This is a genomic window from Aliivibrio salmonicida LFI1238, assembly GCF_000196495.1.
In the GTDB taxonomy this organism is placed as follows: domain Bacteria; phylum Pseudomonadota; class Gammaproteobacteria; order Enterobacterales; family Vibrionaceae; genus Aliivibrio; species Aliivibrio salmonicida.
On sequence record NC_011312.1, the window covers coordinates 2,138,552 to 2,160,335 of the forward strand.

20 protein-coding genes and 2 pseudogenes are annotated in these 21,784 nt (G+C 39.3%); 11 read left to right on the forward strand and 11 right to left on the reverse strand.

Annotation, left to right across the window (positions count from 1 at the left end; all coding sequences use genetic code 11):
• Position 1 precedes the first annotated feature (1 nt).
• Positions 2-1,438, reverse strand: coding sequence for an ammonia-forming nitrite reductase cytochrome c552 subunit (gene nrfA, locus VSAL_RS10520; protein ID WP_012550554.1), 1,437 nt, complete (start codon positions 1,436-1,438; stop codon positions 2-4).
• Positions 1,439-1,930: 492 nt separating this feature from the next.
• Here nrfA and nrfB point away from each other — a divergent pair, with 492 nt between their 5' ends.
• From nrfB to nrfF, 6 genes are all read left to right on the forward strand, one after another.
• The gene (gene nrfB / locus VSAL_RS10525) at positions 1,931-2,524 is read left to right on the forward strand and encodes a cytochrome c nitrite reductase pentaheme subunit (RefSeq protein ID WP_012550555.1); all 594 of its coding nucleotides are present in this window, start codon (positions 1,931-1,933) and stop codon (positions 2,522-2,524) included.
• A 1-nt stretch (position 2,525) separates the two neighbouring features.
• Positions 2,526-3,212, forward strand: coding sequence for a cytochrome c nitrite reductase Fe-S protein (gene nrfC, locus VSAL_RS10530; protein WP_012550556.1), 687 nt, complete (start codon positions 2,526-2,528; stop codon positions 3,210-3,212).
• A gap of 1 nt (position 3,213) precedes the next feature.
• Positions 3,214-4,170, forward strand: coding sequence for a cytochrome c nitrite reductase subunit NrfD (nrfD, locus tag VSAL_RS10535; protein ID WP_012550557.1), 957 nt, complete (start codon positions 3,214-3,216; stop codon positions 4,168-4,170).
• A 73-nt stretch (positions 4,171-4,243) separates the two neighbouring features.
• Positions 4,244-6,130, forward strand: a complete 1,887-nt coding sequence (locus tag VSAL_RS10540) for a heme lyase CcmF/NrfE family subunit (RefSeq protein ID WP_012550558.1) — start codon at positions 4,244-4,246, stop codon at positions 6,128-6,130.
• On the forward strand, positions 6,127-6,654 hold the full coding sequence (locus VSAL_RS10545) for a DsbE family thiol:disulfide interchange protein (protein ID WP_012550559.1): 528 nt from the start codon (positions 6,127-6,129) through the stop codon (positions 6,652-6,654). The genes VSAL_RS10540 and VSAL_RS10545 overlap by 4 nt, the downstream gene beginning before the upstream one ends.
• Complete coding sequence (gene nrfF, locus VSAL_RS10550) at positions 6,654-7,109, forward strand: heme lyase NrfEFG subunit NrfF (RefSeq protein WP_012550560.1); 456 nt, start codon at positions 6,654-6,656, stop codon at positions 7,107-7,109. The genes VSAL_RS10545 and nrfF overlap by 1 nt, the downstream gene beginning before the upstream one ends.
• Positions 7,110-7,111: 2 nt before the next feature.
• Here the strand turns inward: nrfF and cuyB are convergent, their stop codons facing one another.
• Together cuyB and VSAL_RS10560 are read right to left on the reverse strand one after the other, a co-directional pair.
• A complete protein-coding gene (cuyB, locus tag VSAL_RS10555; RefSeq protein ID WP_012550561.1) occupies positions 7,112-7,825 on the reverse strand; it encodes a cysteate racemase in 714 nt (237 codons plus the stop codon).
• 34 nt (positions 7,826-7,859) lie between these two features.
• Positions 7,860-9,161, reverse strand: coding sequence for an anaerobic C4-dicarboxylate transporter (locus VSAL_RS10560; RefSeq protein WP_012550562.1), 1,302 nt, complete (start codon positions 9,159-9,161; stop codon positions 7,860-7,862).
• A 327-nt stretch (positions 9,162-9,488) separates the two neighbouring features.
• Here VSAL_RS10560 and VSAL_RS10565 point away from each other — a divergent pair, with 327 nt between their 5' ends.
• The gene (locus VSAL_RS10565; RefSeq protein ID WP_012550563.1) at positions 9,489-10,370 is read left to right on the forward strand and encodes a LysR family transcriptional regulator; all 882 of its coding nucleotides are present in this window, start codon (positions 9,489-9,491) and stop codon (positions 10,368-10,370) included.
• Here VSAL_RS10565 and VSAL_RS10570 read toward each other — a convergent pair.
• Positions 10,367-11,128, reverse strand: a complete 762-nt coding sequence (locus VSAL_RS10570; RefSeq protein WP_012550564.1) for a phosphatase PAP2 family protein — start codon at positions 11,126-11,128, stop codon at positions 10,367-10,369. The genes VSAL_RS10565 and VSAL_RS10570 overlap by 4 nt on opposite strands.
• Before the next feature lie 310 nt (positions 11,129-11,438).
• Here VSAL_RS10570 and VSAL_RS10575 point away from each other — a divergent pair, with 310 nt between their 5' ends.
• Complete coding sequence (locus VSAL_RS10575) at positions 11,439-12,248, forward strand: outer membrane protein transport protein (protein ID WP_231850836.1); 810 nt, start codon at positions 11,439-11,441, stop codon at positions 12,246-12,248.
• Here the strand turns inward: VSAL_RS10575 and VSAL_RS10580 are convergent.
• The 7 genes and pseudogenes from VSAL_RS10580 to VSAL_RS10605 form a co-directional block, all read right to left on the reverse strand.
• Positions 12,166-13,652 (reverse strand): annotated as a pseudogene (locus VSAL_RS10580) (IS66-like element ISVsa2 family transposase). The gene VSAL_RS10575 and the pseudogene VSAL_RS10580 overlap by 83 nt on opposite strands.
• Before the next feature lie 71 nt (positions 13,653-13,723).
• Positions 13,724-14,071: an IS66 family insertion sequence element accessory protein TnpB gene (gene tnpB, locus VSAL_RS10585; RefSeq protein ID WP_012548924.1), complete on the reverse strand. Its 348-nt coding sequence runs from the start codon at positions 14,069-14,071 to the stop codon at positions 13,724-13,726.
• Positions 14,068-14,382 (reverse strand): IS66 family insertion sequence element accessory protein TnpA, encoded by a 315-nt coding sequence (tnpA, locus tag VSAL_RS10590; protein WP_012548925.1) that lies wholly within the window; start codon positions 14,380-14,382, stop codon positions 14,068-14,070. Before tnpA ends, tnpB begins: the two co-directional genes overlap by 4 nt.
• Positions 14,383-14,459: 77 nt before the next feature.
• The gene (locus tag VSAL_RS10595; RefSeq protein ID WP_044583470.1) at positions 14,460-15,314 is read right to left on the reverse strand and encodes a putative HlyD family type I secretion protein; all 855 of its coding nucleotides are present in this window, start codon (positions 15,312-15,314) and stop codon (positions 14,460-14,462) included.
• Positions 15,311-16,483 carry an ATP-binding cassette domain-containing protein gene (locus VSAL_RS23895; protein WP_231850919.1) on the reverse strand — a complete coding sequence of 391 codons (1,173 nt, stop codon included), beginning with the start codon at positions 16,481-16,483 and terminating at the stop codon, positions 15,311-15,313. The genes VSAL_RS10595 and VSAL_RS23895 overlap by 4 nt, the downstream gene beginning before the upstream one ends.
• A gap of 23 nt (positions 16,484-16,506) precedes the next feature.
• Positions 16,507-17,373 carry an ABC transporter transmembrane domain-containing protein gene (locus tag VSAL_RS23900; RefSeq protein ID WP_231850837.1) on the reverse strand — a complete coding sequence of 289 codons (867 nt, stop codon included), beginning with the start codon at positions 17,371-17,373 and terminating at the stop codon, positions 16,507-16,509.
• Positions 17,373-18,398, reverse strand: coding sequence for an ATP-binding cassette domain-containing protein (locus VSAL_RS10605; protein WP_231850838.1), 1,026 nt, complete (start codon positions 18,396-18,398; stop codon positions 17,373-17,375). Before VSAL_RS10605 ends, VSAL_RS23900 begins: the two co-directional genes overlap by 1 nt.
• Before the next feature lie 111 nt (positions 18,399-18,509).
• On the opposite strand from VSAL_RS10605, the gene VSAL_RS10610 reads away from it, so the two are divergent.
• From VSAL_RS10610 to VSAL_RS10620, 3 genes and pseudogenes are all read left to right on the forward strand, one after another.
• Entirely contained in the window at positions 18,510-19,391 is an 882-nt protein-coding gene (locus tag VSAL_RS10610; protein ID WP_012548944.1) for an IS982-like element ISVsa6 family transposase, read from the forward strand.
• A 27-nt stretch (positions 19,392-19,418) separates the two neighbouring features.
• Positions 19,419-20,168, forward strand: a pseudogene (locus VSAL_RS10615) (HlyD family secretion protein); the annotation flags it as partial.
• Positions 20,169-20,170: 2 nt separating this feature from the next.
• Positions 20,171-21,775, forward strand: coding sequence for a DHA2 family efflux MFS transporter permease subunit (locus VSAL_RS10620; protein ID WP_012550565.1), 1,605 nt, complete (start codon positions 20,171-20,173; stop codon positions 21,773-21,775).
• Positions 21,776-21,784: the final 9 nt, after the last annotated feature.

The window sequence follows — 21,784 nt, forward strand, 5'->3', positions numbered from 1 at the left end:
TTTATAGGGGGTGGTAATCTGCGGCTTCACGTTCTTTTGCTTGTTGATCCCATTTAGGAACAACGGTTTCTAAGAAGTGTTTTTTCTCCGCTTCCATGCCTTCCATATCCATACCTAGTGCTTTTTGAGCAGCAGCTTTGGTTGAAATATCAGGAATCTCGATTGGATCAGTAATGCCTTTTTTCGCAAGCAGTCGAACCAATTTAGTTCGAGCATCTGCGGCACGATCAACCGCCGAACCTAATACTTCTAATGCTACTTCAGGTGCATGCATGTGTATGCCATGTGAAGCGATTGCATAATCCCAACGCCATTGTGCGTGGCGAATATCTTGTAGGATAGGTGCCATTTCTTCTTTAGTTGCGCCTGCATCCCATGCTGCACCTGCCTCAAAATGTGCCGCGACAATTTGGCGTTCAGCGGTTAGTTTCATTTTTAAAACTTGAGCTTTACGACTAGAAACGATTTCACGAAGCATGTCTTTTGATTGCGTGTGACAATTTGCACAAGTATCTTCAAAACGATCGAATGGGTTGCCCACTTTATGATCGGTGTAAACCGTACCGTCTTCTCTTGTCACTTTTGGCATATGACAATCAACACAAACCACTTTGTTTTTACCGTGAATGCCTTCTCGCCATGTTTCATAGCCTGGATGTTGTGCTTTTAGCATAGGGGCTTTAGATACTTTGTGTGTCCAATCACTAAACCCAATTTCGTCGTAGTATTCTTCCATTTCATCAACGGTTGTCCCTTTATCCCAAGGGAACTTAACGGCTTTAGTCTTACCTGTGAAATAGTATTCAACATGACATTGACCGCAAACAGAGGCTTGTTTATCTAAACGAGATTGGTCATCGAAAGGCTTGCCAATCGCATTCATTGCACGTTCAACATGAGGTTTTGTGATGGCTAAAGCAGGGCCACCATTTTTGAACTCTTCACTGCGAGTGTCATGACAATCGGCACACCCAATTGGGTTTTGAATTTCACTGCCTAGACGTGCCCATTTACCTGAGAAATAGCCATCTTCGCCTTGCTCTTCAATAACACGACCAACGTCGGGGCTTTTACAACTCCAACATGCCATCGGCATGGGACCTGAGTTTTCATCGGTGGGGCCTGCAGTACGTAAAGTTTCACGTACATCGTCAATGGCATAGAAATGGCCACGGGCTTTATTATAGTCTTTAGCAAACCCATAACCGGCCCATAAAATGACCATGTTTGGATCTTCTGCTAAAGCATCTTCAATTTGTACGCTGTCTGATGTGGGACGCCAAGATTCATATTGATCGGCGTGTTGTTTTGCATATGCTTCGTTGCGAGGGTCAACTCGCTCTGTTTTTTCAGAAGCGGCAAAGCTGTGGCTACTTAGTAATAACGTAGTCACCATGGCAATTGCAGCGGCTGAACGACGGGTCCATTGCTTTTTCACTGTTGGTATCTCCAATATTCTTATTATGAATTAGCCAAGCGTTGTGAGAGCGACTATCAATCAGAATTGGAAACAGAAGAAGTATATCGTAGATAAGGAATGGTGATTTTCCCATCGGAGGATGTATTGATTTACATCAAGTTACATAAGTGATCTATATCACCAATAAATACATGTACCACTAAAGTATTAAATTAAATGCATCTTATTAATAATGGTTCTTATTTGTCTTAAATAACAGTGAGATAAGTAAATTTGCGGCATATCACAAAAGTGGTAGAAGAGTGGTTTTATAAGATACAATTTGTATTATTTTGATACATTTATCTATAAGATACCCTTGTTAAGCGTTGTGGCTAACTATCCAATGAGAATTGATTTCAATGAAGAGTTTATTTCTTCATCAATACAATAACTCATCCATTTTATTTTATGCTCCATGATTTTTCGATAAATCAGGCAAAAATAAAATCGGAAAGGGAAGGATATAACATGGGCAAAGTTAATTTAGCCATGGCCACAATGTTGAAGCTACTCTTCGCATTTTGTCTCTGTGGTTTGTCTCTTAATGTTGCAGCAGATGAATCGCCCCAAATTGAGGCTAATTCATCGACGCCATATGAAGTGACGTTAATTCGTGACCGCGACTACGCATGTACTCAATGTCATAAAGACGAAAAAGAAACACTCAAAGGATCACACGGAGAAGATGCATTTGCCATTCTTAAACGTGATGTGAACTGTGTTGAGTGTCATAAATCAATTGGGCCTGATCACCGAGAAGGCGCACCTCAAGTAACCAAATATTCTGCAGCACAATCAAAAACAGGCACGGAAAAAGTGATCCTTTCGTTTGATGAAATTTTACAAGCTAATAGCCAGTGTATTGATTGCCACACTTCAGAAGATTTACGTGATGATAGCTGGACGCATGACGTTCACGCTAAAAATCTAACCTGTTCATCTTGTCATATTGTACATGGAGAAAAAGAAGCGGTACTTTCTTTTGATCATTCCTCAAAGATAAAGATGTGTGTTGACTGCCACGCTGATTTTAATCAGAAAGAAAATAAGCTAGGAGAATAGTATGAGTTGTTCTAGACGAAATTTTTTAGCGGGCTCGGGTGCGGTTATCTTTACTACCGGAGTCGCAACTACGTCATTAATCAGCAGTAAAAAAACGCTGGCTTATTCGATGGAAGATGGTGCAAAACGTTATGGTATGGTCCATGATGAGACGGCTTGTATTGGTTGTACTGCCTGTACCGAAGCGTGCCGTGAAGTGAACAGTGTGCCTGAAGGCGTTTCTCGATTAGAGATTATCCGTAGCGAACCGCGCGGAGAGTTCCCTGATGTCGATTATCGCTTTACGCGTAAGTCATGCCAACACTGTGAAAATGCACCTTGTGTAATGGTGTGTCCAACAGGCGCTGCTTATAAAGACGAAGCAACTGGTATTGTCGATGTCCATAACGAGAAATGTGTAGGGTGTGGCTACTGTTTAGCGGCGTGTCCTTATCAAGTACGTTTCTTTAACCCTGTTACTAAATCTGCAGATAAATGTGATTTTTGTCGAGAGACGAATTTAGCTCAAGGTAAACAGCCTGCGTGTGTTGAATCGTGTCCAACAAAAGCACTGATCTTTGGTGACTTGAACGATAAAAACAGTGAGATTAATGCGGTATTAAGCAATAGCGTATTTTATCGAGACAAAGTGGATCTAGGCACTAAGCCTAAGTTATTTAAGATCCCAAACCAAAGAGGGGAGATTTAAGATGAGTGCATGGGAAGCTGCGTTTAATTTTGACTCCTTAGTTTGGGATTGGATCATTGCGATCTATCTTTTCTTAGCGGGTATGTCTGCTGGTGCGGTGATGATTTCACTGTATTTGAAGCGTAACGTCATTGAAGGAGATCCTGCGCATAACGGCATTATAAAAGCCATGGCGATTTTAGCGCCTTTTGGCATTATTGTCGGCTTGCTGATTTTGGTATTCCACCTAACAAAACCGTTAGCATTTTGGAAAATCATGATCTACTTTAACCCAACCTCGGTAATGTCGATGGGGGTGGTTTTATTCCAAGTCTACATGGTCGTATTGTTTGCTTGGATTGGGATTGTTTTTCGCAAAGATATCATGGGATTTTTAAAAGGGAAGTTCACTTTTATTGATGCTATTTTGTTGAAAATAGAGAAGTTTGAAAATGCGTTAGAATTGTTTTTAGGTATTCTTGCAATAATGCTTGCTGCCTATACTGGGTTTTTATTGTCCGCATTACAAACCTACCCAATGTTGAATAATCCGGTATTGCCGATTCTATTCTTGTTCTCTAGTTTATCTTCTGGTGCCGCGGCGTGTTTGCTGTTTGGTATTTTAGGGTTTAATGAGCCGAGTAAGAGTCCTTCAGTGTCATGGATACATAACTTTGAACGACCAGTCGTGTTGTTTGAATTGTTTGTTATTATCACGTTCTTTACTGGATTGATCTTCAGTGGAGGCCAAGGTGAAGTAGCGGCTTGGGCAGCAATTGGTGGTGGTTTTTGGGGGATATGGTTCTGGGTTGGTGTGATTGGCTTAGGAATGATAGCTCCATTGGCGCTCAATGCGTTTGCACCTAAAGAAGTCACACATGGTAAAGGGTTTATCTTTGTTGTGACTTCATTAAGTTTGCTTGGGGTATTAATGCTACGTACTTTTGTTCTCTATGCTGGACAAATGACCGTCGTATAATGAAGTGTCGCGATGCTGTTTTTATAAGCAGCATCGTGACTATTAACGAATAAAAATACATGCGTGGAGCATTATGGTTGCTGAAATAGGTCAGTTCTGGTTAATAGCAACGATGGTGCTGTCTGTTGTGGGTGTTATTTCTACCAGCTACGGAATCGTGAAAGGGAATATCTTGTGGCAAATGTCGATATTGCCACTTTCTCTGCTCAGTTGTATTTTTTGTTTGTTGTCTATTTCTGCATTAGGTTATGGGTTTTACATCGATGATTTTTCTATTCGATATATTGCCGAGCATTCTAATTCTGATTTACCTGTCTTTTTTAAAGTGGCCGCGATTTGGGGAGGGCATGAAGGGTCATTATTGTTCTGGGTATTAACCTTAACGTTATGGGCAGGTGTCATAACTCTTAATCGAAAAACCATACAAACAGAATACGTTATTCGAGTTTTGTTGGTGCTTAATGCGTTAATTGCTATTTTTTCAGCCTTTACTTTATTTGCTTCAAATCCTTTCATTATTTACGTTAACACACCATTAGAAGGTCGAGATTTGAATCCAATGTTGCAAGATATTGGATTGATATTTCACCCACCATTATTGTATTTAGGCTACGTCGGATTTGCCGCGACATTTTCATTTGCACTTGCTGCGTTGATGATGAAAGACGTACCGCAATATTGGGTTAAACACGCAAGGCATTGGACACTATTAGCGTGGTCATTGTTGACCGCAGGGATCAGTTTAGGATCGTGGTGGGCATATTATGAGCTCGGTTGGGGCGGTTGGTGGTTTTGGGATCCGGTTGAAAACGCCTCTTTGTTGCCTTGGTTAACCGCAACGGGTTTACTGCATACCTTAATCGCGAGTGATAAGAAAAACCAACTTTTAAAAACGTCGATGATTCTGTCGTTAGTGACATTTTGTTTGAGTATTTTAGGGACGTTTGTTGTTCGCTCTGGGGTATTAACTTCGGTTCATGCCTTTGCGGTGGACCCAACTCGTGGGATCATTCTTCTTCTGATCTTGTTTGTGGTTATGCTGGCCTCTTTGTCTCTGTATGCATTCAAAAGTAGACAGTTAAATAGCCAACCTATTCGTCATTTTATCAGTCGTGATTTTCTATTTTTATTGCTCGCAGGTTTATTTTCAATCGCAACAATCACGGTATTACTTGGCACATTTTATCCTATGATTTTCCAAATTTTCGGATTAGGAAATATCTCCGTTGGAGCGCCTTATTTTAATCTGTTATTTGTGCCAATGGCGATTGTTGCTTTGTTCATGATCGCCGTGTCGGTCTTTGTTCGTTGGGAAGGAAAAGCGACAAATGCAAATACCAAGAAGATCGTTATTTCAAGCTTGATTTCTATTGTGCTAGGGCTAGGAATATATCGTGTTCAATATGAAAATATCGCAGTAATTCCTAGCTTGGTTTGGGTGTTAGCTTTCGCTGTAGTAATGGGGTCTATTTGGTCGCTGATACAGTCCAAAGGCAAAGCGATAGGAATGGTTATCGCTCATATTGGTATTGCGATAGTGATGATTGGTGCAGCGATGAATAGTGAACACTCTTTTGAAAGCAGTGCGAAAATGGAACCGAGCATAACCGCTAAATTAGCCGATTATGAGATCACTTATAAAGAAACCGAGCTGTTGGTTGCTTCAAATTACACCGCAGAACAGGCAAATCTATTGATACGTGAAAATGGCAAAGAAATAGCCATGGTCCAGCCGCAGCGTCGTCATTATCAAGTTCGTGTAATGAACATGAGTGAGCCTGCAATGTATTGGTTTTGGCATGGTGACATATACGTGACGTTAGGCGAAAAATTAAAAGACGGCAGTTTCGCATTACGTTTACAATATAAAGCGTATGTACGATGGATTTGGTTTGGGTCTATTTTGATGGCGCTTGGTGGTGTATTAGCTATGGTAAAAAGAAAGAGTAATTATTCATGAAATCAACAATAAAAATAGGGATCGCCGTTGGTGTATGTGCGATTGTCTTTATCTTGTTACTGACAGGATTAGAAACAAAAGAATCGACAACATCAACCGCAATGGTAGGGCAACCTATTCCTGCGTTTGAATTACCTGAATTAACTGATACATCAATCGTATTAACAGAGTCTCTTTTTGAAAAATCGCCGTTAACATTACTTAATGTGTGGGCCTCTTGGTGTGGTATTTGTAAAACAGAACATCAGTTTTTACATCAATTAAAAGAGCAGGGTGTGAATATTATCGGTTTGGATTATAGAGATGATCGCATTGCAGCTAAACAAGTATTAGAACAAACAGGCAGTCCTTATCAAGCGGTGATTTTTGATCCAAGAGGATCGCTCGCAATGGATTTAGGTGTTTTTGGTACGCCGACCACTTTCTTAATTGATCAGAAAGGAGTGATATTGCATCGCTTTACTGGCGCTTTAGATGCGAAAAAATGGCAACGTGAGTTTGTGGATTTTTTTGGGGAGAAATAATGAAGCGTTTTTTTAATCTATTGGTGTCATTACTCTGTTTATGTTCCGTCTTTTCCGTTAATGCATCATTGGATAGCAATAATAGTTTATTTGTTGCCGCTGACAAAGCGACAATAGAAAGCGTAGAACTGTTTAAGTTTGATTCTTTAGAGCAACAACAGCAAGCGATCGCCTTGGCAAAAAGCTTACGTTGTCCACAATGTCAAAATCAAAACTTAATTGAGTCAAATTCACCGATAGCGAAAGATCTGCGTTTAGAAGTGTATCAGCAAATTAAAGCGGGAAAGACTGATGAAGAGGTCGTGAGTTTCATGACGCATCGTTTTGGCGATTTTGTTTTATATGAACCGCCATTAAATGCTAAAACCTATGTACTTTGGCTATTGCCGTTATTGTTACTTATTGGCTTTGGCATTATGGCGGTTAAATCAGTGAAGAAGAATCGTAAAGAGTAAGTTTAGCTTGTTAGTGCGGTGTGCTCTGCTTCATAAGACCATTCAACACAATATTTTGCTAATATTTCTAGTGAGTCTAAGCACTGCTTGGGTGAATTCATATTTTGTTCAGCCAATGCGACTGGAATTTCAGTACAACCAAAAATAACCGCTTCTGCGCCTTGGGCTAGCATATCTTCAAAAACAGGTAACATCATCGCTTTCCCTTTCTCTACATTACCTGCTTTTACTTCGTAAATTCCTGCCATTACTGCTTGTTGTTGTAAATCGTCAGTTTCAATCACATCAATATTATATTGGTTGAGTTTTTGTTGGTACATCTTGGTTTTCATTGTTGCCGTTGTTGCTAATAAGCCTACGATTTTATGCTTACGTAATTGAGTTTCTTGTACAACGCTATCAATAATACTAATGGTATGAACATGGCTTGTTGCACTCAATTGCGGATACCAGTAATGCGCGGTATTGCATGGAATAACAATACACTCTGCACCAGATTGCTCTAATTGATCAAAACTGTGTTTTAGCTCTGGGTAAGGGTCAGTGCCGTGACCCATGATAAATGCCGTTCTATCTGGGATCTGTGGAACACTACTCACAACCATTGGGATGTGTTCTTGGTCATTATGTGCTGGCGTTTGAGTGATAATTTTCATCATAAATTCAACCGTTGCCAATGGCCCCATGCCACCTAAAATACCTAATTTTTTATTCATAATATGATTCCTTTAATATATGTATTTATGAGACTTAAAGAACGATAGGAGCAAGTAAGAATCCGAATCCAATGGCGACAACCACCCCTGTTAAGCCGGGTAGCATGAATGGATGGTCGAAAATGTTTTTTCCCATGTGTGTAGATCCTGTTGAGTCAAACTCAATGGCAGCAAGAGATGTAGGATAAGTAGGCAGAACAAAAACACCCGTAACGGCAACAAATGATGCCAAGATTGCCCAATGAGGAACGTTTAAACTCAGTGCTAACGGAACAATTAATGGAGTGGTTGCTCCTTGTGACATTAGAAGCGTACAAGTACCAAAAAGAACAAGAGATAACAGCATTGGATAAGAATGAAGAAGAGACCCTGCAAATTCTTTTATTTCAGGAAGGTGTGCATTAACAACGGTTGATCCCATAGTCACAATACCTAATATCACGGCAACAGAGCTCATGCCTGAACGGAATGTGGTGGTACGGATAATGCGGTCAGGGTGAATGTTACACATTGGTACCATCAAACAGGCCGCTGCAAACATACTGACAATAATGATGTCTCGTGTTGACATAATATTACCACTTGGAAAGGCGGGGCGAAGTGATGGAATCGCCGCATAAATAACAATGGCACACGTTGCTAATGCAAAGAAGATGACCGAATATTTTGCTTTTGGATCGATAGCTTCTGATTTTTTCGTTGTTTGTTGCTTGTTATTTTTTTGAATTTGTTGATATATCACATCATCTTTTAACTCACAGCCTTGGCGAGAAGCAACAAAAGCAGCAACCATTGCGGCAATAAAAGAGGCAGGTAAACAAATCGCCATTATTTGTAAAAAACTAACGCCAGCAGGTTCCATTATTGAAATCATAGCGGCCATTGCTGCTGAAATTGGTGAGCCAGAAATAGCAACTTGGGATGCAACAACTGCAGCTGACAGTGGTCTTGATGGACGTTCCCCTATCTCTTTTGCAACCTCTGCTATAACAGGAAGTGTAGAAAAAACAGTGTAACCAGTACCAGCCATAATCGTCATACACCAAGTGATCATAGGCGCTAATACGTTGATATATTTTGGGTGGCGGCGCATTAAGTTTCCGGCATGATGCACCAACCAATCCATACCTCCGGCCGCTTGCATTGTTGATGCTGCTGTTACTACTGACATGATGATCAAAATAACATCGATAGCAGGAGCACTAGGTTCAAGACCTAATCCAAGAGTGAGTATCGCGAGCCCAAGTCCACCCGCTAAACCAACACCAAGGCCTCCCATTTTTAAGCCCCAGTATATACAGATTAAAACAACAGATATTTCGATAATTATCGACATACAACATCCTATTTCAGACTAAATAATTAAATTTTTTATTCATCATCAATGATGAATAAGCTGAATAAATCATGTCAGTTAGGCTGAAGGTTGTTAAATGCTAAGAGTTGTACTTGTATGTCAAATAGGCATAGTTAAAATGATGAAAATCAGAAATATCTCTCAGTAAGTCTGCTTTTTGTTTGTTTTATATACTTTTAAGTGCTAATTATTTTAATTAATCGCAATTTATTAGCGTTATCTAGCATATAAAGATTCAATAAATAGCAATAATACACTTTAGGAATAGTGATATTTGCCCTTATAAGTTTGCGATGAGAAAATGACATGAACATAGAAAGTAAATGGTTAGAAGATTTTTTAGTATTGGCTAAAGTTAGAAATTTTTCACAAGCAGCCATACTTAGAAATGTAACCCAGCCGGCATTTAGCCGTAGGATCCGTTTATTAGAAGAGACAATAGGTGCTGAATTAATAAATCGAAAAAGTAAGCCTATTGGCCTAACTCCTAGCGGTAAGTTATTTCGAGTGACCGCTAGGACATTGGTGAATCAAATTGTGACAGGTATTGACCAAATTTCAGACTTATCTCAACTTGGAGGGAATGTTGTTCAAGTTGCAGCGGCGCATTCATTAGCAACCCATCTAATTCCTAAGATTCAAAAAATATTACCCGAAGGTAATTACAAACCTATATTAAGTATTGAAGCTATTGATGTTGACCAAGCGACTAAAGAGCTAAGAGATGGAGCGTGCGACATTCTACTGGCGTTTGATGATGATATTTTAAGGTTACCGCCATACCAATCATTACTAATTGCAAAAACAGAGCTTTTACCTGTGAGCGCATGTGACGATAATGGGGCTCCTATTTATCAATTTGATAATAAAAATGTAGTTCCATGGCTTGCTTATAGTTCTACTTCATATATGGGAAGACAAGTTGAAACTGTAAAAGATGAGGTTTTATTGAAACCCGTATTTTCATCGTCAATGACAGATATGTTGAAGATGCTAGTACTTGATAAACAAGGCATTGCTTGGCTTCCTGCTTATAGTATTGAGAAGGAATTGAAACAAAAAAAAGTTGCAATCATTGGCGAGCAATCATTACGACTTCCAATTGAATACTATGCTTATCGCTATCAAGCGAGATTGCATCCCGCAGGAGAGAAAGTGTGGAACATTCTTTGCGAAATAGAATCTTAGTTTTTGTCGATGGGTTCTTTTTCTAAATTTATTGTTGGCACACAAAGAATCAAAATCGATGCGCTGATGATGGACGCCATGAGATCTGTTGGCCAATGCATTCCAAGCCATAAGCGACTTAAACCGACACCAACTCCCCAGCTGATCACTGCCGCAGTTAGTACATAGTGCTTATGACGAAGTAAAAAGCCACCCCAGAATAAAACACAGATAGCGGCAAAAATAGTATGACCCGATGGGAATGAATAATTCGTACCTTGACGCCATTGATCAATACGAGCTGGGCTAACAAGCGTTTCAACCATTGAGATCATATCTTGTTTATCTTGTTCTTTTAATAAGTAAAACGCATCAGGGCTTTCAACGACACTGACTTGTGTTAATGCTTGAGTAAAAGGACGAGGGATCTCAGTGATGGCTTTAACACTGGTTTTAAGTATTAAGCTAAGTACTAATAAGATGGCAAATTGAAGATAGAGGGACAATATCTTCTTGAAAGGCATGCGCTTAATAATAGGTAAGCAACAAAGTATTGCCGAAGTGACGATAAAAAGAGGATGACCGGCAGAACGACTTAACAAGCTAAGAAGACTATTTGCTATCTCTGACATTGGGTCAAATAAATTGGGTGTTGGAATAATCAAAATAACCAACAGCATCGCTGCAATAAACAGAAAGAAAGCAACGAGTTCGTAAATACGGTTTTTAGGTGAAAATGAAAATAACATAGTAAATTGTTTCATAAAATTAAGTGTCATTAGTGTACCTTGCTTGCACGCTCTATGGGCACAATAAATGTAGAAAAAACGGATAATGAGTAGAGTTATTACTCCATAATGTAACAAAAGATTACAATTAGGCGCTTTCTTATGGTTACAAAATCTTCAAATAGAATTAACCATTGTCAGAGGGAGTTTAAATAAACGTCAAAAAATCACTGGTCAGATTTCTGGCATTGATCCATATCCATACACTCGGCGCACTACAAAAAAGAGAGCCGAAATGCTAAGACATTCTTTTATTAAAAGAGTTCGAATATTTTAGCCATTACTCGTGGATATGAAGTAAATGATGAACACAACCTTTTCTCGCATACTGTTAGTAGCAAGTTTTCTTCTCTCGAGCACCACATCTGTTGCTGGTGGCTTCCAAATTAACGAACATTCAGCAACCGGCTTAGGTCGAGCATTCGCAGGTGAAGCGGTTATTGCTGATAACGCATCAGTATTAAGTCGAAACGCCGCGGCAATGATGATGTTTGATAAAGACGCGTTTTCTATGGGTATGACCATGGTTAAGCCGGATGTGAGTGTTAAGAATGCGAAGTATCATAGTATGTCAGGGAATGTTCAAGCAGATATAAATTATAAGCATGTTCTTGGTATGAATATACCCACAGGGTATACGTTAAAAAATTCAAATTTCTCACAGACATCTACCTCTTTAACTGATGTAGATGGTATTGCAGAAACAGCGATAGTGCCGAATTTTTATTATATCCACCCCATTAATGAAAAGTTTGCTGTTGGTGTGGCTGCATATTCTAACTTTGGTACCGGTACTGAATTTGATGATAACTATGGAGCAGCTATTTTTGGTGGTAAGACTAGCGTAAAAAGTATGAATTTAGGATTTAGTATCGCTTATCGTATCAACGAACATTTAAGCTTTGGTGGTGGCCTGGATGTAATTTATGGCGTTGGGGATTTATACCGAGATATAAATGCTGATTTAACTGGTTCTGTGAATTTTATTAATAATAAGGATGGTAGTACATCTGTAAGCGTGCGGGGAACTACACCTTGTCTTTTACATTCCAAGGTAAAAGTGAATCGATATCTGGCGATCCAACACATAAACGATCTAGACAATACCTAATATAATCGTAAGGGATTAATCCGTTTGCCTTTGCTGTTTCTACAATGCTGTAAAGCATTGCACTTGAATCTGCACCAGCCGTTGAACCCGAAAATAACCAGTTTTTCCGGCCGATAACAAACGGTTTAACCGCTCGCTCTGCTCGATTGTTATCAATAGATAACAATCCATCATCAATATAACGAACTAATTTATCCCATTGATTTAATGTATAGCTAATCGCCTCACCTAATTTTGTTTTAGGTGATACTCGACTAACTGCGCTATCAAGCCAATCACGGAGCTCTTTAAGTAAATCGCGGGCTTCTGTCTGCCTAGCAACATACTTGGCTTCAGGGGAAGCCTCTTTTAATAACGATTCGATCCGGTATAGCTTTTGGATTTTACTCAATACCCAATCTGCACTCCCTGTTTTCCCTTTTACTTGAACACGTTGAGCCTCAATAAATCGTCGACGTGCGTGTGCCCAACAGCCAACTAAAATCGCTTCAGTTTGTTCATAACCTTGGTAACCATCGGTATGTAAATACCCGTTATAACCTTTTAAAAAGTTAACTGGATGGTAGCCATGCCTGCTAGATTGATAATCATAAAGTACAATTCCAGGCAAAACACCAGAGCCTGGAGAATCATAGCCAGAGCAGTAGACCCACATATAACATTTTGCTTTTTCAACATCCAACACATTTACCGTTGTTTCATCACAATGCAGAGTGGGTTGTTCAAGCAAAATACGATGTAACTCGTTATTAAGAGGGGTAAATAGTACCGAGCATTTTATTAACCAATCCGCCATCGTTCGCCGTCCAATAATGATACCCCATTGCTGAAATAACGTTTCTTGACGATAAAGTGGAAGACTGTATTGAAATTTAGCCGTAATAATTTGAGCAAGTAAACTTGCGGTCGCAATCCCTTTAGGGATTGGTGACGCTGGCATTGGGGCTTGTTTAATGTCTACTGAAGTATTGTTTTTTTCACAATTTCGGCAAGCATATTTAGGACGAACATGTTGAATAACTTCCACTTTAGCTGGTACAAATTCCAACTTTTCACTGATGTCTTTACCCATCGCATGCATCTCTAGACCGCAACACTTACAAGTTTTATCTTTTATGTCGTGATAATAACAGTACGCGGTAAGTCTTCAGGTAAGCGTTGGCGTTTTGGCTTTTGACGAGTGTAGGTAATCGTTTGTGTGTCATCATTTTCAATGATGATTTCTTCTTCTGTTTCATTGAATAAATCAAATTGAGTCGAGTCAGATTCACTGCTTTTACCAAAGCGCTGATGTTGAGCCAGTCGAAATTGCTCTAGAAGACGGTTATATTTATTTTCAAGCTGAAGCACAAGTGCTTTCAGCTCGTCAATGGTATCAGGAAGTGGTTTTATTTTATCAGTCATGTAGATGACTATATAACGATAATACAGGTAATCAATCGGTTGCCTCCTATTCTTGACTGAGAATCAACTATTTAAAGGGTTGTTTGATAATGTACTGGTTGATGTCCTAAGATATCAAAACCTTGTAATAGCAGTGTCAGTTGCTGCTCTGATAATGCTAACGTATCGTTATTTATATTTCGTGGCCATTTGAAGCGGTCTTCATCTAATCGCTTGTACCATAAAGCGAATCCTGTTTTATCCCAATACAATATTTTGAGTTTATCACGAGGCTTATTGCAAAATATAAATAGAGCATCACTAAACGGTGATAGTTGCATTTCTTGCTCAACAATCACGACAAGGCCATTAATGGCCTTGCGAAAATCGACAAAATCACGATGAAGATAAATGGTGGAAACATCAGTAAATACATTCATGATTGATACCCTTTTAATAAGAGTCCTATCCAGTGAGGTTCAGTATTAGCTGGCAATGTTAATCGCAATTTTCCGATAGAAAGTTGAATATCTGGTAATTGTGGAGTGGCGATGATAGTTGATGTTAACGCTTCTACTTTCAAGAAAGTAGAAGCGTTAATCTTTTGTTTCCATCGTGCTTTACGTGCACTAAATGTCTTTGGCAGAATATTATGGTTACGACAAAATTCAGCGGCACTAAGCTTGCTAGATTGCTGAGATTCAAATAGAGCGTGCCATTGCTCTGGTGTTCTCTTTTTATCTTTTTGCATAATTACGTTCTCGTTAAATGAAAGATCGTAAGATACGCATAATGAATTTTATTTGTTAGGTGTAGTTCCCCGCACGCTTACGATTTAACTACAGTATCTAATACTTTTTCTTTACCAGAACGAATACGAGCTCTTAATCCACTTAAATCCGCTTCTGCTTTAGAGCGTTCAATATTGGCTTGAACTCTCGCTTCTGCCCCTATCTGTTTTAACTGAGCGCCCACGGTTTCCGCTTTACGCTTTAACACATTCTCTTGACTCTTTGCTTGTTGGATCTCTTTTTCGATCGAAGCCAACTTTTGCTTCATTTCTAAGACGCGCAATTTAGAAATATTCCCTGCTTTTTGTCCCTTCATCAATATATCTAATTCTTGACTAGTCGCATTTAATTGACGTTGATAAGCAGGTAACTCTGTTTGTAACCCCTCCAATTCCGCAGCGACCTGAGCTTGCTCTTTAATCACAGCACTGCGTTTTTGAAAAAATAACTCCTTCTCTGCGGCAAGTTGTTTTAACTGCTGTGAAACCTGTCGAGGGTAAAAATCAGCGTATTGTGAGAAATCAGGGTCACGAATTTCTACCAATGAATTTAAACGCTCAATCGTTAATTCTAACGCTGCTCTTTGTGCATTCAATTCATCTAATGCGGTATTCTGAAATTTAGAATCAAACTCAACTAATGTCTGACCTTTTTCAACCAACTCCCCTTCAGAAACCAAAATTGATTTAAGTCGACCTCCCGTTTCACTTTGAATGATTTGGCGCTCTCCTTCAGGAATAACTGCACCTTTAGCTTTAGCAATTTCATCCACTTTAGTGAATACCGACCATGCTATAAATAGAACTAAACAAACGGCAATAAAATAAGTACTCAATGACAATAAACGAGCCGTCACTTTTGATTCAACAACATCCACATTTTGCTTGTTCATAGAGAGGCCTCCATTGCTATCTCTGTCTTTGAATTATCCGGTAACGGTCCTGCGTATACGAGTGACCCTCCATCAAGAATAATCACTTGGTCTGCTAATTTAATTAATTCAGGATCATGTGATGAAAACACAATGGTCGATCTTCCTTTGCGTTGAGATAACCACTGTTGAAACAAGTCACGCGAGGCGACATCCATGACCGGATTATCCAATAAATAAAACGGGTACTCATGAATATACAATTTTGCTTGCGACAATACTTTGGCTTCATACCCAGATAAAGCATGAGAAATACTCGCCACAATCGACTCATTCAATTGAGTATCTAAACCATGAGATAACGAATTAAACCATGCTTTCCCGCCAACCTGCTCAATCGCATCAATAATAAAATTATCAGCAAGGTTTCGATTATCACTAACAAACTCGCGAATAGTTAACAGTAAAAGCTCAGGCTTTGCCGAATAGTATCCCAACCACTGACGGTATATTTGAGGATCGTATTGCGATAAATTATGCCCATTCACCTTAATTACCCCACTCTGTGGTTGGTTTAACCCCGCAAGCAATTCTAGCAACGCCGTTTTTCCACTAGCCATTAGTCCAGTAATGACGACAACTTGCCCTGGTTCTATTTTCAATGAAATACCAGAGAGCGCAGGTTTCATTTGTTGAGGAAAACGCAGCGTAATTTGTTCTAACTCAATAGTCGGCTTCTCCGACGATAAAGAGTGATGCTGAAATGAAAAATCACCTTCTATTTTTTGACTAATTGACTGATTAATTTGCAACCTAGCTTGCTTTATTTGCGTAAAACGAGATCCACTATTCGCAAGCATTTGGGCTGGTCCTGTCACGCGAGAGATCAGCATCATGGTTGCAATCAATCCCCCTGCCGTCATCGCTTGATTAAAGATAAGACCAATACCAAGAGCGATTACCGCCAATGTACTAAGCAAACCTAACGCATAATAAATAGAGGTATATTTGGCTTGATGACTGCTGTGAAAAAAACTATTTTTGGCCGCTAATACATTGGCTTTTTCAAATCGTTTTATCCAAAACTCACTCATATTTGCACTACGTAAAAAAGCCAATTTACTGTTTAATTCAAATAATAAAGAATAACGATTCGTTCCAGATATCGTTGTTTGATGGGATGATCTCATCAATTTTTTTTGACTATGATGAGCTAACCCGTAATAGCAAAAAAGTGAAAAACAGGCACAAGAACTAGCCATCCGCCTAAAAAACCAATCGCAATAATAAAAAGGAAAACAAAAGGAAGGTCAAACAATGCTCCTCCAAGAGGGCCTTGAAGCAATCCCTTAAAACTCTCTGCCGTCGTTAACCGTGACATTAATGCTGACGATGACACCGAACGGTTCACTAATAATGAAGAACTAAATATTCGGTATAGCACCTTTTCTGAGATTTCTCGGCTAATGCGGTTTGAGATGGTGGTTAACAATTGGCTTCGTATCACTTTTAATAACAGCATCATCGTAAATAACAATGCAGCCCCAATTGCAATACCGACAAGTTCATGGCCAGCATCCCCACCAATGACATGATCATAAATAGACATCGTAATAAAAGGGATGGCCAACGCAAACACATTAGCAAAAAAACTAATACACAGCAGCATCGGTAATAATGATTTAAATTTATCTATCCGTTCGCCAACCCAATCGGTGGAATTTCTCTCTCTAGGTTGTTCATGAATAAGAACGACAACAGATGAGATAGCGTGACGAGGTAATGAGTTACTTTCAAATTCTCCTTGTTGGTAGATTTGAAAGTCATTTAATAAAAATCGACAAACTTCAATGTCATCATCCGTAATATACAATGCCGCTAAATGCGATTTTGAAGCGAGTTTTTTAGTATAAGGGTGCACTGTATATGCAATACCTAACCTGTCCAATAATGTAAAAACATCATCCATACTTTCAAGTCGATTTGATGCGATCCATTCTTGGCTAAAAGCATGAACATTGGTATTTACATCCATCGCCATCAATAAATTAATGACCTGCGATTGATAATTCTTATCCATTAACCTTCTCCTTGTAATGGTATAAGTTCTGCTTGCGTTTTCGATAGCTCAACCAAGAGCGGATGGTCAGTATTTAAAATAATGGTCTTTCCATTACTTGATAAAATTGAAAGAACTTTTGCTAATCGAGTTACTGATTCAATATCTAATGCAATCTCTGGTTTATCTAAAAATAACAGCGGCACCGGCTTTGCTAATTGACAGACTAAGGATACCAATTTCACACCGCCTTGACTTAACTGCTCACCTAGCTGAAAACCAACTTTGGTTTCTAAACCGTTAGGTAATTCAGAAATAACATTATCCAAACCCAGCGCCTTAATTAATGGCAATACCTCTTTTACCTGATTAACGTTAAACCCCGTCAGGTTATCTAAGAGTGATCCAGAAATAAGTATCGGACGGCTTGTCACAAACGCCGTTTGATTTCTATAGTCATAATAATCACTAGTGGATACTTGATTATTCCAAAGCAATTCCCCCTCTGTTTTAGCTTCTAACCCAGATAAATTACTCATTAATTGACTACACAGATCAGTATCGCCTCCATAGAAAGTAACAATGTCGCCTTTATTTACAGAAAGACTTAATTGATGACAAAAACCAAAACGTTCAATGTGATAATTTTTGGCTGTTAAAGATTCAAATGCAGGAAGTTTTTCCGATGTTACCGTTTCTTTTGAGCTTATATTCTTAAATAAATCTTTTACTGAATTATTAGCCACTTGAAACGAGCTGTATTTCAAACGTAACCCCACTAATGCACTCATAGGGGCAACCGCTCGACCAGATAAAATAGAACACGCGGCTAAGCCTCCCGTGGTTAGTTCACCAGATAATACCGACAAACTACCAATAATAACCATAACAACAGAGGTTCCCAGCGCGGCAATTTGAATACATTCTTGTGCGATAGCTGTATTACGCTCTGATTCTGCAACAGATAGCCATCTGCTTTGGTTTAGTTCCTTAAAGTATTGAAACGTGCGCGATTCTGCTGCTTGTTTTTTTACCCCTTCAAGCATGGTAAAAACAATAACTAACCTGAATTCTGGATAAGGCTGAACTAATTGCCCACCTAACGATCAGATCTTTCGACCAAGAATTATTTGAACGTATTTTAAAAGGTGGGCAAGATGAATAAATTAGTTGATATATTTTGTGATGTCGATGATTTTTGTTATCAATTCTTATCTCAATGGGAAAAATACCTTGTTGAGGCTAGTGAGAGAAAAAGAAAACGTCAGTCAGTAATGTCTACTAGTGAATGTATGACTATTGTCATCGCTTTTCATCAATCAAATCATAGAGATTTCAAGAACTTCTATATCGGGTTAGTTCATCAATATTGGAAAGGATACTTTCCAAATTTACTTAGCTACACTCGATTTGTGAGCAAAATGCCTAGCCTAATCGCCCCAATGTGTGCCTATTTTCAATCTATCAAAGGTAAGCCGACTGGCATTGCTTTTGTTGACTCCACGAGTCTTAAAGTATGCCATAACATTCGAATTCCTCGCCATAAAGTCTTTGATGGTGTTGCGAAAAGAGGAAAAGGTACCATGGGATGGTTTTTCGGCTTCAAACTTCATTTATTGATTAACCATCTTGGAGAAATTATTTCGCTGAAAATCACAGCTGGCAATGTAAATGATAGGACTCCTGTACCTGATTTATGCAAAGAACTCTCGGGGAAATTGTACGCTGATAAAGGGTACATAGGTAAAAAGTTGAGTGAGAGCTTAAAGAACTCTGATGTCGATTTAGTGACTACCTCGCGAAAAAACATGAAAGCAAAAGAGATAAGTGCTTTTGATAAGGCTATGTTATCAAAGAGATACATTATCGAAACGATAAATGACCAATTGAAGAATATCTCTCAAATTGAACATAGCCGTCATCGTAGCGTGACTGGTTTCATGCTAAATGTAATTTCAGGCGTTGTGGCTTATTGTTTAAAAAAACAAAAGCCACGAATTAAGCTATCAGAATGTGAATTTGAACTAATCCTCGCTTAAAGCATGTTTTATCCAGAATTCAGGTTAGTTAATGCGGCATCGATTAAAAACTTAGTCGCAGAGCGTAAATTACAGGACATTCGTATTCGCCAAGCCGCCAGTGAAATTGAATCAGCTAAAGCAGAATATGAACGTACTCAACAACAAGTAAAACGCACGAAGGCGTTAATCAAAAAGAATTACTCGTCACAAGATGAATTGGACAATAACGTGTCTCATCTTAAAGTGGCGCTAGCGAATGTGGACGCAGCAAAAGCAAATTATCAAGCATCAAAAGAACAAATCAACGTCATCGAGAGTGAAATAGCTCAAGCAGAAGCCGCATTAAATCAAGCCAAAACAGCGTTAAAACAAACGGAACTTAATTTGTCTTATACCAATATTTACGCACCGATTGATGGGGTTGTTGGTAAGCGTAGCTTACGTGTTGGATTGCTTGTTCAAGCGGGTATGCCGTTGCTAAGTTTGGTTCCTACTTCTGATGTATGGATTGAAGCCAATTTTAAAGAAACTCAGTTAGGCGATATTCATAAAGGACAGAAAGTATTTGTGGATCTTGATGCGTACCCGGATCTACATCTAAAAGGCATTGTGGACAGCTTTTCTCCTGCAACGGGCGCAAAGTTCGCGTTATTACCACCAGAAAACGCAACGGGTAACTTCACTAAAATTGTGCAACGAGTGCCGGTTAAAATTACTATTTTGAATGCTGATTTATTAGATGGTCAGTTAATTCCTGGGCTTTCTGTTGTTGCTACGGTTGATACTCGAGGTTAATCATGACTCAAGAATTAACAGCCACAAATCAAAATGACGTAGCGGATACACCGATAGAGCCTGAAATCCCAAGACGTCATTGGATAGCTCTGTTCGGTGGCTTGCTTGGTGCGTTTATGGCGATTCTGGATATTCAGATCACCAACTCTTCACTAAAAGACATTCAAGGGGCGTTATCGGCCACCATGGATGAAAGTTCATGGATCTCTACCTCATACCTTGTGGCTGAAATGATCGCTATCCCATTAAGTGGTTGGCTATCGGTCGCGATTGGTAAGCGTCGTTATTTAACGTGGACCACCATTATTTTTGCTGTGGCGTCAGTCTTATGCTCACTCTCTTGGAGCATGGGATCGATGATCGTCTTTCGTGCGATCCAAGGCTTCAGTGGTGGCGCATTAATTCCTTTGGCGTTTTCTCTTGTTGTTCAATTATTACCATTGAATAAACGAGCGGTTGGTATGGCTCTCTTTGGTGTGACAGCAACATTTGCACCATCAATCGGGCCAACATTGGGTGGCTGGTTAACGGAAAACTTTTCTTGGCATTATATTTTCTATATTAATATTCCCCCTGCGATAGCACTTATTTTTATGGTGAATTATGGTCTTGATGATGAACCGCTACGATTAGACAGTTTGCTGAAAGCCGATTGGTTTGGCATCGCGACCATGGCGATAGGGTTGGGTTGTTTAGAAGTGGTTTTAGAAGAAGGGAATAGAGAAGAGTGGTTCAGTTCTAGTTTCATTATTACGTTGTCGATTATCTCTGCCATTAGCTTAATTTATTTTGTGATTAACGAGTTACAGCATAAAAACCCGTTAGTAAATTTGCGGCTACTTAAACAAAGTCAGTTTGCGATGTCGTGTGTCGCCTATTTAATTTTAGGGATGGCGTTATTGGGGTCTATTTACGTGTTGCCTATGTATATGATCCAAATTCAGGGTTATAACTCGTTAGAAATTGGTGAAGTATTAATGTGGATGGGGTTTCCTCAGTTATTAATTTTCCCATTGGTCCCTAAATTAACTCAGATTATTAAAGCTAAATATCTCGTGTTTTTTGGTTTTGCAATGTTCGGTATTAGCTGCTTTGTAAACACACACATGAGTTATGATTTTGGTGGCGATCAATTGATTTTCTCTATGCTGCTGCGTGCTATTGGTAGCCCATTTATTATGGTGCCGCTGTCTTTAGTTGCGATGGAAGAGATTCAAAAACATCAAGTGGCCGATGCCTCAACGATTACCAATGTACTGCGTAACTTGGGTGGTGCGTTTAGTATTGCGTTTATTGCGACGCTGTTGGATAACAAAACCCGCGAACATTTGGGTCATATCAAAGAAACCTTAACTACGGTAAGTACAGATGGGTGGTATCACTTGCAACAGAGTGCGGCGATGTTTGTCTCAAAGGGGAGTGATCCGGCAACGGCGATGCTGCAAGCTAAAGCGTCATTGAGTCTGACAATGCAAAGAGACGCGGCAATTATGGCGTACAACGATGTGTTTTTCATGATGACATGTTTCTTAGGTTTTGCTGCATTTATGATGTTTTTTGTTAAATCGAATTCGAATCCAGGGTCAATCGAGGCTGGAGGGCATTAATTTTTTATG

Coding starts and splice junctions, on each gene's coding strand:
- nrfB (WP_012550555.1), top strand. CDS start 1,931: ATGGGCAAAGTTAATTTAGCCATGGCCACAATGTTGAAGCTACTCTTC.
- nrfC (WP_012550556.1), top strand. CDS start 2,526: ATGAGTTGTTCTAGACGAAATTTTTTAGCGGGCTCGGGTGCGGTTATC.
- nrfD (WP_012550557.1), top strand. CDS start 3,214: ATGAGTGCATGGGAAGCTGCGTTTAATTTTGACTCCTTAGTTTGGGAT.
- VSAL_RS10540 (WP_012550558.1), top strand. CDS start 4,244: ATGGTTGCTGAAATAGGTCAGTTCTGGTTAATAGCAACGATGGTGCTG.
- VSAL_RS10545 (WP_012550559.1), top strand. CDS start 6,127: ATGAAATCAACAATAAAAATAGGGATCGCCGTTGGTGTATGTGCGATT.
- nrfF (WP_012550560.1), top strand. CDS start 6,654: ATGAAGCGTTTTTTTAATCTATTGGTGTCATTACTCTGTTTATGTTCC.
- cuyB (WP_012550561.1), bottom strand. CDS start 7,825: ATGAATAAAAAATTAGGTATTTTAGGTGGCATGGGGCCATTGGCAACG.
- VSAL_RS10560 (WP_012550562.1), bottom strand. CDS start 9,161: ATGTCGATAATTATCGAAATATCTGTTGTTTTAATCTGTATATACTGG.
- VSAL_RS10565 (WP_012550563.1), top strand. CDS start 9,489: ATGAACATAGAAAGTAAATGGTTAGAAGATTTTTTAGTATTGGCTAAA.
- VSAL_RS10570 (WP_012550564.1), bottom strand. CDS start 11,128: ATGACACTTAATTTTATGAAACAATTTACTATGTTATTTTCATTTTCA.
- VSAL_RS10575 (WP_231850836.1), top strand. CDS start 11,439: ATGATGAACACAACCTTTTCTCGCATACTGTTAGTAGCAAGTTTTCTT.
- tnpB (WP_012548924.1), bottom strand. CDS start 14,071: ATGAATGTATTTACTGATGTTTCCACCATTTATCTTCATCGTGATTTT.
- tnpA (WP_012548925.1), bottom strand. CDS start 14,382: ATGCAAAAAGATAAAAAGAGAACACCAGAGCAATGGCACGCTCTATTT.
- VSAL_RS10595 (WP_044583470.1), bottom strand. CDS start 15,314: ATGAACAAGCAAAATGTGGATGTTGTTGAATCAAAAGTGACGGCTCGT.
- VSAL_RS23895 (WP_231850919.1), bottom strand. CDS start 16,483: ATGAGATCATCCCATCAAACAACGATATCTGGAACGAATCGTTATTCT.
- VSAL_RS23900 (WP_231850837.1), bottom strand. CDS start 17,373: ATGGATAAGAATTATCAATCGCAGGTCATTAATTTATTGATGGCGATG.
- VSAL_RS10605 (WP_231850838.1), bottom strand. CDS start 18,398: ATGCTTGAAGGGGTAAAAAAACAAGCAGCAGAATCGCGCACGTTTCAA.
- VSAL_RS10610 (WP_012548944.1), top strand. CDS start 18,510: ATGAATAAATTAGTTGATATATTTTGTGATGTCGATGATTTTTGTTAT.
- VSAL_RS10620 (WP_012550565.1), top strand. CDS start 20,171: ATGACTCAAGAATTAACAGCCACAAATCAAAATGACGTAGCGGATACA.